Raw genomic sequence first — 12,629 nt, forward strand, 5'->3', positions numbered from 1 at the left:
TTCTTCTTGAAGATAAAAGCGGCTTTCCCCGGAAAGCCGCGATGAACCTTTTTTATTGCCGCAGTTTGAAGTTAATTACATGTTTACGGCTTAAGTGCTTTGCGGCTAAACCCTGTAGAGCCACATTTAATGCATGGAATGATATTGGTTGGGTGGTTATATTCGGTTTGATGGCCACACTCGTCACATACTAAGGTGCCTAACCCAATGACTTCACCCGCTTGATATAAGCCCTGATGTTCAAGATCTTGGAACAACTCAACCCATTCAACTTTCGTTCGATCGGTTATGTCTAGAAGGCCTTGCCATATAGAGTCTGCAATCATCAAGTAAAATGGACCGCTTTTACTCTCTTCATAGCTTTCAGAAAACTCTTTCAAGTCCGACTTCACGTAGGCTGAAATCAGCGATAGTTCATCTTTGGTCATGTCGTTGGCTGCTTTCGCATACTTGCCTGACGTTTCGATTTTGTTGTTGAGCTCTTCAGGGCTATGCTTCAGCGTTTCGATGACCTCTTCAACAACTTCTTCATAGAGTGCTTTTTTCTTCGGCATAATAACCTCCTTAAGATAACCAACCTTGAAACGAGCAAACGGATGCGCCGCAATGCACTCCCGCTCACAAACAAATGCAATTCATACTCTTAAGTATAGTTGCCCTGCGAAATTCAGTGAAAATTACGCCATCTACTAGGCAGCAACTGCAAGTATGAAGGGTATAACTATTGTTGTACTAGGCTCCTTTAGGTATTCTATGACGATCTGTAAGATTCTGTTCTAACCGAACTCACAAATTCCAAGATAACCGGATACCATCGATGCAAGAACAATATAACCCGCAAGAGATTGAACAAAAGGTTCAACAACACTGGGATGACAGCGAGACTTTCGTTGTAAGTGAAGACCCAAACAAAGAAAAATTCTACTGTCTTTCTATGTTCCCTTACCCAAGTGGCCGACTGCACATGGGTCACGTGCGTAACTACACCATCGGTGATGTGGTATCTCGTTTCCAACGTCTACAAGGCAAAAACGTAATGCAGCCAATCGGTTGGGATGCATTCGGCCTACCAGCAGAAAACGCAGCTGTAAAAAACAACACAGCGCCTGCTCCGTGGACTTACGAAAACATCGAATACATGAAAAACCAGCTTAAGCTTTTAGGCTTTGGTTACGACTGGAAACGTGAATTCGCAACGTGTACTCCTGAGTACTACCGTTGGGAACAAGAGTTCTTCACGAAGCTTTACGAACAAGGCCTAGTTTACAAGAAGACATCTTCTGTTAACTGGTGTCCAAACGACCAAACGGTTCTTGCAAACGAGCAAGTAGAAGACGGTTGCTGCTGGCGTTGTGATACTCCGGTAGAACAAAAGAAAATCCCACAGTGGTTCATTAAAATCACTGAGTACGCTCAAGAGCTACTAGACGATCTAGACAACCTTGAAGGTTGGCCTGAAATGGTTAAGACCATGCAGCGCAACTGGATCGGCCGCTCTGAAGGTGTTGAGCTATCTTTCGCTGTTAACGGTGAAGAAGCGCCATTAGAAGTGTACACAACACGTCCTGATACACTAATGGGTGTTTCTTATGTTGGTATCGCTGCAGGTCACCCTCTTGCAGAGAAAGCATCACAGAACAACCCTGATCTTGCAGCATTCGTTGAAGAATGTCGCAACACCAAAGTGGCTGAAGCTGAACTAGCAACGATGGAAAAGAAAGGTATGGATACTGGCCTAACGGCTATCCACCCTCTTAACGGTCGTGTTGTTCCTGTTTACGTAGCTAACTTCGTTCTTATGGATTACGGCACAGGTGCTGTAATGGCGGTTCCTGCTCACGATCAACGTGACTATGAATTCGCAACTAAGTACGGCATCGATATCATTCCAGTAATCAAGCCAGAAGACGGCTCTGAACTAGATGTGTCTGAAGCGGCTTACACTGAAAAAGGTGTACTGTTCGATTCTGGTGAATTCGATGATCTTGCATTCCAAGAAGCATTCGATGCAATCGCTGCGAAGCTTGAAGCTGAAGGCAAAGGTAAGAAAACAGTAAACTTCCGTCTACGTGACTGGGGCGTTTCTCGTCAACGTTACTGGGGGGCTCCAATCCCAATGGTAACCACTGAAGACGGTGAAGTTCACCCAGTACCAGCAGACCAACTGCCAGTCATTCTTCCAGAAGACGTGGTAATGGATGGCGTTACTAGCCCAATAAAAGCTGACAAATCTTGGGCTGAAACCACATTCAATGGCGAACCTGCGCTACGTGAAACTGATACGTTTGATACGTTCATGGAATCATCATGGTACTACGCACGTTACTGTTCACCACAAGCTGACGACATTCTAGATCCAGAGAAAGCTAACTACTGGCTGCCAGTTGACCAATACGTTGGTGGTATTGAGCACGCTTGTATGCACCTGCTTTACTCTCGTTTCTTCCACAAGCTTCTTCGTGATGCTGGTTACGTGACATCTGATGAACCGTTCAAGCAACTTCTATGTCAAGGTATGGTTCTAGCTGACGCGTTCTACCACACCAACGAGAAAGGCACGAAAGAGTGGATTGCTCCAACTGACGTGACTATCGACCGTGACGCGAAAGGCCGCATTGAAAAAGCTGTCGACAACCAAGGCCGCAACGTTGAGCACTCAGGCATGATCAAAATGTCTAAGTCTAAGAACAACGGTATCGACCCACAAGAGATGGTAGACAAGTACGGCGCTGATACAGTACGTTTATTCATGATGTTTGCATCGCCTGCAGACATGACGCTTGAGTGGCAAGAGTCTGGCGTTGAAGGGGCAAACCGTTTCCTTAAGCGTGTTTGGAAGCTGGTTCACGCTCACTCTGCTAAAGGTGCAGCTGAAACTGTTGATGCTTCTGCTCTATCTGGTGACCAGAAAGCACTTCGTCGTGATATCCACAAGACTATCGCGAAAGTAACGGACGATATCGGCCGTCGCCAAACGTTCAACACAGCAATCGCTGCGATCATGGAACTGATGAATAAGCTCGCGAAAGCACCTCAAGAATCTGTACAAGATCGTGCAATCCTTGATGAAGCGCTAAAAGCAGTTGTACGTATGCTTTACCCTATGACGCCACACATCTCTTACGAAATGTGGATTGCGCTTGGTGAATCAAACGTAGACTCAGCAACATGGCCAACGTTTGATGAGAAAGCGCTAGTTGAAGACGAGAAGACTATCGTTGTAATGATCAACGGTAAGCTACGTGCGAAACTGACTGTTGCTGCTGATGCGACCGAAGAGCAAGTTCGTGAACTTGGTCTAAACGATGAGAACGCTAAGAAGTTCCTAGATGGCTTAACTATCCGTAAAGTTATCTTCGTACCTGGTAAGCTTCTAAACATCGTTGCTAACTAATTTCGTTAGCACAGTGCAATTACTGAAGAATTAACGAACTTAATTCATCAAAAGCAGTCTGTAGACAGGGTAGCTAATAGCCCTGTCTACTTATTTAAGCGCTTTAGACTTGAGCCTAACAACTCAAACGAACTAAAGCCTTTAAATAAGTATTCTACCTTCATGAGAGCCATAAAATAATGCGCCTGAATTTACTATCTTCATTGAAAGTTACTATTGTTGTTTTAACCGTTAGCCTGCTAAGTGCCTGTGGTTTCCACCTACGTGGTGATTACTCCGTACCAGAAGAGCTCAACAAGATCTCTGTGACCAGTTACGACCAATACAGTACGTTTACACGTATGATGAAAAGCCAGCTGCGTATGAATGATGTAGAAATTGTGCCACCAGCTGAAAATATCCCTAACCTACATATTCTTGGTGAAGGAGTGGGGGAACGTACTTTGTCGCTATACCAAAATACTCGTGCCGCTGAGAAAGAGCTGACGCTTAACGCTTCATACCGCGTAACGATCCCAGAATTAGGAGCCAATACCTTCTCAACTAGCGTAACCCGAAGCTATTTAGACAACCCACTAACGGCACTCGCAAAATCGGTTGAGCGTGACATGATTGAAGACGAAATGCGCAAGCTTGCAACAAGCCAAATCCTTCGTCAAATGGCCCGACTGAAAGCGACTATTGCCGCAGGAAATATGAACCTAGAAGAGCTTGAACAGGTTCAAGTAAAAGAGCTAGAAAAACAGTACAACATCAAAAACATCGAAATTGACGATGTTGAGGTCGACGCAAGTGCAGTACCTGATGCTGAGCCTAGCGTAACTGTCGAGCAATAGGTTTATTTAATGCGTATTTTTGCTGATCGTTTATCTGAGCAACTTGCTAAGCAGTTAAGCAACGTTTACCTAATTTTTGGTAACGAACCTTTACTACTGCAGGAAAGCCGAGAAGCGATTCAAAAGACAGCCAAAGAGCAAGGTTTCGAAGAACGCCACCGCTTTGCTATTGATAGCAGTCTCGACTGGAATCAAGTTTACGACTGCACTCAAGCATTGAGCCTATTCTCTAGTCGTCAGCTCATCGAACTTGAATTGCCAGAGTCCGGGGTCAATGCCGCAATAGCAAAAGAGCTGCTCGCAATTTCAGAGCATATTCATAGCGACATCTTGTTGATCTTGGTGGGAACCAAGCTCACTAAAGCTCAAGAAAGCGCTAAGTGGTTTAAAGCACTCTCGAATCAAGGCCACTGGATCAGCTGCCTAACCCCAGACGTTAGCCGATTACCTCAGTTTGTCCAAACACGCTGTCGTCAGATCGGCTTATCTCCGGATCCTGAAGCGATACAAATGTTGGCGCAATGGCATGAGGGTCATCTATTTGCGCTCACCCAAAGCCTAGAAAAACTGGCTCTCCAATACCCAGATGGAAAGCTCACATTAGTACGTTTAGAAGAATCGCTGAGTCGACACAACCATTTTACGCCATTCCATTGGAGTGATGCGTTATTAGCAGGCAAAGGCAACCGTGCACAGCGAATCCTGCGTCAGTTAGAAGCCGAAGGTGTCGAACCCGTTATCTTATTGCGCAGCATACAACGTGAGCTTGCTCTGCTATTACAAATGCAGCAACAAATGAAGCAGATGCCAATCGCGCAGGTATTTGAAAAGCACCGTATCTGGCAATCCAAAAAACCTCTTTATAACGCCGCGCTAACAAGAGTTTCGATATCTCAATTACACTCCCTGTTTGCGCTACTCACTCAAGTAGAATTGATGACAAAAACACAATATGAACAGTCGCCTTGGCCACTAATTCATCAGTTAAGCGTAGAGTTTTGTATCCCTTCAGCTTCAATCCCATTTCACGCATAAAAGCGTGGTATATTCTAGGGTCAACAGACCCTAAAAAGCTAAACTCAGATTAAAGGAACACCCCGTGTTACGTGAAGAACTAAAAGATTTTCTTGCAGACAAAGCCGACGACATGAAAGCAGAATCGATTGTGACTATCGATGTAGAAGGCAAATCAAGTGTTACTGACTACATGATTGTTTGTACTGGTACATCTAAGCGCCATGTTGCCTCTATTGCACAGCACGTTGCTGATGAAGTGCGCAAGGCTGGCATGAATCCCCTTGGCATGGACGGCCAAAAAGAAGGTGAATGGGTTGTTCTAGACATGGGCACAAGCATGCTTCACGTTATGCAAGAAGAGCATCGTGAGCTGTACCAACTAGAAAAACTTTGGGGCTAAGCTTTGAAGATCCAGTTAATCGCAGTTGGTACAAAAATGCCAAAGTGGGTTGAAGAAGGCTTTAAAGAATATAAACGCCGCTTCCCTCATGATATGCCATTAGAACTCATTGAAATCACTGCGGGAAAACGCGGTAAAAATGCCGATATTGCACGTATTCTTCAAAAAGAAGGCGAAGCAATGTTAGCTGCAGTTCCAAAAGGTAACCGCATTGTCACACTCGATATCCCAGGTAAAAAGTGGGATACGCCTCAACTCGCAGAGCAATTGGAAAGTTGGAAGTTGGATGGCCGTGACGTTTCTATCCTTATTGGCGGGCCCGAAGGATTAGCACCAGCATGTAAAGCGGCAGCAGACCAAAGCTGGTCTCTATCAGCACTTACTCTCCCTCACCCATTAGTACGCGTTATCATGGCTGAAAGCTTATATCGAGCTTGGAGCGTCACTGCTAACCACCCTTATCATCGAGAATAAGCGTTAATGTTACGTAAACGTAGCCAAATTCGTGATTACAAAGCAGAAGCACGACTATTTACTAGTCGTGCTTTTGTTGCGTTTGCAGGGATTATAGTGATGATGAGCTTGCTGGTTGTGAACCTTTACAACATCCAAGTTAATCAATATCAGGACTATAAAACCCGCTCCAACGACAACCGCATCAAGGTCGTTCCAATCGCACCCAATCGTGGTTTAATTTACGACCGCAACGGTGTACTTCTTGCGGAAAACCGGCCCGTTTTTAATCTGGAGATCACCCCAGAAAAAGTCAAAAACATGGAAGATACGCTTGTTCGTTTACAAGCGTTAATCGACATACCACCGGAGCGTATCGAACGTTTTAATCGTGATCGTCGTAATTCACGTCGCTTCAAATCAGTACCTATTCTTAATCAGCTTACCGAAGAACAAGTGGCGGTCTTTTCTGTAAATCAACATAAGTTCCCAGGCGTTGAAGTGACAGGGACGCTAAAACGTTTCTACCCTTATGGTGATGTGTTAACTCACGTGATTGGCTACGTATCTCGCATCAATGACCGTGATATGCAGCGCTTGGTTCGTGAAGAGAAAGACGCCAATTACCAAGCCACCCGCGATATCGGTAAACTCGGCATTGAGCGCTATTACGAAGACATGCTACACGGCACCGCTGGCTATCAAGAAGTCGAAGTAAACAGCCGTGGACGAGTGATCCGCACTCTTAAATTTGTACCTTCGGCTCCGGGGAAAGATATCGTGCTCAACTTGGATATCAAACTTCAGCTATACGTGCATAAACTGCTTGATGGACGTCGTGGTTCAGCCGTGGTTCTCGACCCGAAAGACAATGGCGTATTAGCCATGGTTTCCAGCCCAAGCTACGACCCAAATGCCTTTGTGCATGGTATTTCCTCGAAAGGTTATAATGCCCTGCTTCAAGACAAAGACCGACCTTTAGTTAACCGTGCAACGCTAGGAATTTATCCGCCAGCATCGACGATCAAACCCTTCATTGCCGTCGCAGCTCTGCAAGAAGGCGTAATTACTCCGAACACGACGCGTAATGACCCGGGCTATTGGAAGATTCCAAACTCAAAAACGAAGCCGTTCCGCGACTGGTTACGTTGGGGACACGGTGTCGTTGACATAGAGAAAGCCATTGAAGAATCGGTTGATACCTTCTTCTACCAAATTTCATTTGATTTAGGCATCGATCGCTTATCTAAATGGATGATGTTATTCGGTTTTGGTGATTACACTGGCATCGACATTTACGAAGAAAGCAAAGCGAATATGCCCACTCGCGAATGGAAAATGGCCAGACACCGTGTACCTTGGTATCAAGGTGACACCATCCCTGTCGGTATTGGCCAGGGCTACTGGACAGCAACACCAATGCAGATTGCAAAAGCGACTTCAGTATTGGTCAATGAAGGAGAGGTAACCGCTCCCCATTTACTACGCGCGACAATTGAGAACGGTCAACCGTTCGATGAACAAACGATATCTGAAATCGAAACGTACCCTCCGGTAACTGGTGTTAAGCAGAGATACTGGGATATCGCGCAAGAAGGCATGAGATTGGTAAACCACGGAAAGAAAGGCACAGCAAGACGCTCATTCCAAAAAATGTCTTATCAAACTGCTGGTAAATCAGGTACTGCACAAGTATTCGGTCTAAAAGAAGATGAAGAATACAACGCAGATGAAATCGCAGAACATTTACGCGATCATGCCCTCTTCACCGGTTATGCGCCTTTTGAAGATCCTGAAGCGGTCGTAACTATCGTTTTGGAGAATGCCGGTGGTGGTTCATCAAATGGTGGCCCAGTTGTAAGAAGAATTTTAGACCATATTATTCTTGCAGAAGATTATGAAAGTGAGCCAATAAAATAATGAAACTTGATCCTTCAACTGGACGAAATAGAGCCCTATTTGAACGGCTGCATATCGACCTGCCGCTATTGCTTGGCATTCTGGTTTTAATGGGCTTTGCCCTATTGATCATGTACAGCGCAAGCGGACAAAGCCTTGCGATGATGGATCGCCAAGCGATGCGTATGGTGCTGTCTTTAGGTGTGATGATCTTTTTAGCGCAAATCTCGCCTCGTACTTATGAGACCTTGGCTCCACTACTGTTTGCGGGCGGCATTATTCTACTACTCGGAGTGTTGTTCTTTGGCGAGGCCTCTAAAGGTGCACAGCGCTGGTTAAACTTCGGCTTTATTCGATTCCAACCCTCTGAACTATTGAAGCTTGCAGTACCTTTGATGCTGGCTCGATTTATTGGTAAGCGCTCACTGCCACCCACTTTCCAAACTTTAGCTATCTCATTAGTGATGGTGTTTGTACCTACAATCCTTATCGCTAAACAGCCCGATTTAGGCACATCGATACTCATCGCAGCGTCCGGTATCTTCGTGATATTCCTGGCAGGTATTAGTTGGAAGATCATTGCCAGTGCCGCGATTGCACTGGGTGGGTTTATTCCAATCTTATGGTTCTTCTTGATGCGTGAATATCAAAAAGTTCGTGTAAGAACCCTTTTTGACCCTGAATCAGATCCATTAGGTGCAGGCTATCACATCATCCAAAGTAAGATTGCAATTGGCTCTGGTGGTATATCAGGAAAAGGTTGGCTGCAAGGTACTCAATCTCAACTAGAGTTCATTCCAGAGCGCCATACCGACTTTATTTTTGCGGTCATCGCCGAAGAGTGGGGCATGATTGGTATTTTGTTTTTGCTCGCTATCTATCTGTTCATTATTGGCCGTGGCTTAGTGCTTGCAAGCCAAGCTCAAACAGCATTTGGGCGAATGATGGGCGGCAGTATCGTACTGAGTTTCTTCGTCTATATTTTCGTAAACATTGGTATGGTAAGCGGCATTCTACCTGTGGTTGGTGTCCCTCTACCTCTGGTCAGCTATGGCGGTACCTCTATGGTTACCCTTATGGCCGGTTTCGGTATTTTAATGTCAATCCATACACACAGAAAAGCATTCTCAAAGGCGACCTAATTGATGTCTGTTAAAGTAACTCCTATAAAAACATCTTTGGTTAATGAGCTGCCAATAAAAAAACTAGTGTCTATAGTGAGCCTAGCCGTTGTTATAAACGGTTGTTCTTCGACAGAACCAACAGGCCGCTACGATATAGATTCAGATATTGCACCAGACGCACCGATCTCAGTAGAGCATCTCGAGGATGCTCACCCTCAGTATGAACCTTATAGTTTAGGTGGTAACACGGATTACACTTTGCGTGGCGAAGACTACAAGATCGTAAAGAAGACAGAAGGGTTTACTGAGAAAGGCAAAGCCTCTTGGTACGGTAAGAAATTTCATGGTCATTTAACGTCGAATGGCGAGATCTACGACATGTATTCGATGTCTGCGGCACACAAAACATTGCCGATTCCGAGCTATGTAAAAGTGACGAATACCGATAATGACAAAACGACGATTGTGCGCATCAATGACCGAGGCCCATTTCATGAAGGGCGAATCATTGACCTTAGTTATGCCGCGGCATACAAACTCGATGTATTGAGAACAGGCACGGCAAATGTTGAGATAGAAGTCATCACTGTGGCTATGCCAACCAACGCAAATAAAAAGGCGGCTTTACCTCAATTTATTATTCAAGTAGCCACTTCTCCACATGAAGATAGAACCGAGAAGTTAGCCAAAGATCTAGGCGAAAAGTTAGCTGTAGCAACGTTCTTGCAGCCAAATGATGATAACTACCGCCTGATGCTTGGCCCATTTCATGACTATGCTCTGACTCAAGAAAAATTAGAACAAGTTAAGCTAATGGGTTACCCGTCAGCTTATATAAAAAAACACACGCTAACTCGCTAATTTATCTAACAGTTACTTCTGGTAATCAGCGCTCTGGTGTGACAGAGTGATTCTGTTAATATATGAATAGTTCACCTAATAATTGCATTCAAAATGATTAAATCTAATAAACTTGTTAAATCGATTTTTGCTACTTCAGTTGCACTTTCTGCAACGATAGCAACATCGTCATTCGCCGCTCCTATTATTGTTCCTGACGCTCCTCAAATCGCTGCTAAGGGATTTGTTCTGATGGATTACCATTCAGGCAAAGTACTCGCAGAGAAAGAGATGAACACTCAACTTTCTCCAGCAAGTTTAACCAAGATGATGACGAGCTACGTAGTCGGCCAAGAGCTAGAGCGCGGCAACATCAACCTAAACGACGATGTTGTTATCAGTGAAAATGCTTGGGCTAAAAACTTCCCTGATTCATCTAAGATGTTCATTGAAGTGGGTACAACCGTTAAAGTTGAAGAGCTGAACCGCGGTATCATTATTCAATCAGGTAACGATGCTTGTGTTGCGATGGCTGAACATATTGCTGGCTCTGAAGATGCATTTGTTGACTTAATGAACGCATGGGCGAGCTCTATCGGAATGAAAGACACGCACTTTGCTAACGTACACGGTCTAGACAACCCTAACCTTTACTCAACGCCTTACGATATGGCGCTACTAGGTCAGGCGCTGATTCGCGATGTTCCTGATGAGTACCGCATCTACTCACAAAAGAAATTCACTTACAACGGCATCACCCAGTACAACCGCAACGGTCTGTTATGGGATAAGAGCATGAACGTTGATGGCATTAAAACGGGCCACACAAGCAATGCAGGTTACAGCCTAGTAAGCTCAGCAACCGAAGGTAAAATGCGCCTAGTTGCTGTTGTTATGGGCACCAAGAATGCTAACGCTCGTAAAACAGAAAGCAAAAAACTGCTTAGCTACGGTTTCCGCTTCTTCGAAACAGTGGCACCACACACCGCTGGAGAAACCTTCGTAGAAGAGAAGATCTGGATGGGTAGCAAGGACACGGTTGCACTAGGTGTCGACGAAGATACGTTCGTGACTCTGCCTCGTGGCCAAGCTAAGAACCTGAAGGCAAGCTTCGTTCTTGAGAAAGAGCTAGAAGCACCAATCAGCAAAGGCGACGTTGTGGGCAAACTATTCTACCAAGTCGACGGTGAAGACGTTGCTGAATACCCACTACTTGCACTTGAAGATGTAGACCAAGGCAGCCTATTTAGCCGCCTGTGGGATTACCTAGTACTGCTGTTTAAAGGCTTGTTCTAAACCAGTCAACAGTTTGTTCTACGTAAAATCTAAGCTTGCTGTATAGCTAACCTAATGAGTAGGTTCATGATTTGCTCATTAGCGCAACAAAAGCCGCCATGTGCGGTTTTTGTTGATCTTGAGTTCGGTGATATTTACACGTAATATTCCGCCTTATTACTCGTGTCTGTTGACCGAACACGCTTTTTATCGACATTTCGCCAATTTGCGAGAGTCTAGCCTTTTGGAGCTAATCATGAACATCAATTCTGATGCAAAACTAAAAGACCTCTTAGAGTTCCCTTGTTCATTCACTTACAAAGTTATGGGCTACGCTAAGCCAGAACTTACAGAACTAGTGCTAGAAGTGATCCAGCGTCATGCTCCTGGTGACTACAGCCCAACTCTAAAACCGAGTGCGAAAGGTAACTACCACTCTGTTTCTATCAATATTACTGCGACTTCAATTGAGCAAGTAGAAACGCTATATAAAGAACTGGGCGAAATCGAAATCGTTCGTATGGTTCTGTAACTTTCGATTACGCATGAAAAACAGCGGCTTATTGCCGCTGTTTTTGTTTGAAACCCTCGCTCCCCTTCCAAAGCACTCAACTTAATTTTCAATAAATACAAAGAAAGTTGAAAAACCTTGCTGTCCGTCTGTAGTTAGAAACCTGTTTCGCGTTTATAATGCGCTCACTTTATTAATCCTTGAGGAAGTGCCGCTTTGCAAAATAAGCTAATCGTAAAAAAATTAGGTCGTCAGGATTACGAACCTGTATGGAAAGCCATGCATAAGTTCACAGACGAACGCACGGATGAAGACGTAGACCAAATTTGGTTGGTTGAACACAACCCAGTTTTCACTCAAGGACAAGCAGGTAAAGCTGAGCATGTATTAAATGCCGGTGACATCCCTGTGATACAAAGCGATCGCGGTGGCCAAGTGACGTACCACGGCCCAGGCCAATTAGTTGCTTACTTTCTGATAAACATCCGCCGCAAGAAATTTGGAGTGCGTGATTTGGTTACTCATATTGAGAACCTCGTAATCAATACTCTGAAAGCTTACAATATAGATTCAACTGCCCGACCTGACGCTCCTGGTGTTTATGTCGATGGCAAGAAAATCTGTTCACTCGGATTACGAATTCGACGCGGCTGCTCGTTCCACGGGCTAGCACTCAACGTCGATATGGACTTGTCTCCATTCCAACGTATTAACCCATGTGGTTACCAAGGGATGGAAATGGCGCAAGTAAGCCAACTCGGCGGTCCAAGTGAACTAGAAAACGTTGAGCAACAGTTAATACAAGAGCTCGTAGAACTACTCGGCTATGACCAAGTAGACATTCAAGCCACCAGTAACATTACAGCAGAAGCATAAAATC

12 protein-coding genes are annotated in these 12,629 nt (G+C 44.8%); 11 read left to right on the top strand and 1 reads right to left on the bottom strand.

The features are described 5' to 3' along the window. Positions 1-83 precede the first annotated feature (83 nt). Complete coding sequence (locus ACED42_RS10780) at positions 84-554, bottom strand: zinc ribbon-containing protein (protein ID WP_012603380.1); 471 nt, start codon at positions 552-554, stop codon at positions 84-86. Positions 555-817: 263 nt separating this feature from the next. Between ACED42_RS10780 and leuS the strand changes: the two genes are divergently transcribed. From leuS to lipB, 11 genes are all read left to right on the top strand, one after another. Continuing rightward, positions 818-3,394: a leucine--tRNA ligase gene (gene leuS / locus ACED42_RS10785; protein WP_371702517.1), complete on the top strand. Its 2,577-nt coding sequence runs from the start codon at positions 818-820 to the stop codon at positions 3,392-3,394. Positions 3,395-3,573: 179 nt separating this feature from the next. Next, the gene (lptE, locus tag ACED42_RS10790) at positions 3,574-4,230 is read left to right on the top strand and encodes an LPS assembly lipoprotein LptE (protein WP_371702519.1); all 657 of its coding nucleotides are present in this window, start codon (positions 3,574-3,576) and stop codon (positions 4,228-4,230) included. Positions 4,231-4,239: 9 nt separating this feature from the next. Continuing rightward, entirely contained in the window at positions 4,240-5,265 is a 1,026-nt protein-coding gene (gene holA / locus ACED42_RS10795; RefSeq protein ID WP_371702521.1) for a DNA polymerase III subunit delta, read from the top strand. Between the two features lie 64 nt (positions 5,266-5,329). Beyond that, a complete protein-coding gene (gene rsfS / locus ACED42_RS10800; RefSeq protein ID WP_009848475.1) occupies positions 5,330-5,647 on the top strand; it encodes a ribosome silencing factor in 318 nt (105 codons plus the stop codon). Between the two features lie 3 nt (positions 5,648-5,650). Then, positions 5,651-6,121 (top strand): 23S rRNA (pseudouridine(1915)-N(3))-methyltransferase RlmH, encoded by a 471-nt coding sequence (gene rlmH, locus ACED42_RS10805; RefSeq protein WP_009848474.1) that lies wholly within the window; start codon positions 5,651-5,653, stop codon positions 6,119-6,121. 6 nt (positions 6,122-6,127) lie between these two features. After that, positions 6,128-8,020, top strand: a complete 1,893-nt coding sequence (mrdA, locus tag ACED42_RS10810; protein ID WP_012603375.1) for a penicillin-binding protein 2 — start codon at positions 6,128-6,130, stop codon at positions 8,018-8,020. Then, positions 8,020-9,141, top strand: coding sequence for a rod shape-determining protein RodA (rodA, locus tag ACED42_RS10815; RefSeq protein ID WP_371702523.1), 1,122 nt, complete (start codon positions 8,020-8,022; stop codon positions 9,139-9,141). Before mrdA ends, rodA begins: the two co-directional genes overlap by 1 nt. A 3-nt stretch (positions 9,142-9,144) precedes the next feature. Beyond that, complete coding sequence (locus ACED42_RS10820; protein WP_371702524.1) at positions 9,145-9,984, top strand: septal ring lytic transglycosylase RlpA family protein; 840 nt, start codon at positions 9,145-9,147, stop codon at positions 9,982-9,984. A 93-nt stretch (positions 9,985-10,077) separates the two neighbouring features. Further along, the gene (locus tag ACED42_RS10825) at positions 10,078-11,259 is read left to right on the top strand and encodes a serine hydrolase (RefSeq protein ID WP_012603373.1); all 1,182 of its coding nucleotides are present in this window, start codon (positions 10,078-10,080) and stop codon (positions 11,257-11,259) included. 232 nt (positions 11,260-11,491) lie between these two features. Then, on the top strand, positions 11,492-11,770 hold the full coding sequence (ybeD, locus tag ACED42_RS10830) for a DUF493 family protein YbeD (protein WP_029223108.1): 279 nt from the start codon (positions 11,492-11,494) through the stop codon (positions 11,768-11,770). Positions 11,771-11,965: 195 nt separating this feature from the next. After that, complete coding sequence (gene lipB, locus ACED42_RS10835) at positions 11,966-12,625, top strand: lipoyl(octanoyl) transferase LipB (protein WP_012603371.1); 660 nt, start codon at positions 11,966-11,968, stop codon at positions 12,623-12,625. Positions 12,626-12,629: the final 4 nt, after the last annotated feature.

Source organism: Vibrio sp. FF145, assembly GCF_041439075.1.
Taxonomy (GTDB): domain Bacteria; phylum Pseudomonadota; class Gammaproteobacteria; order Enterobacterales; family Vibrionaceae; genus Vibrio; species Vibrio tasmaniensis_A.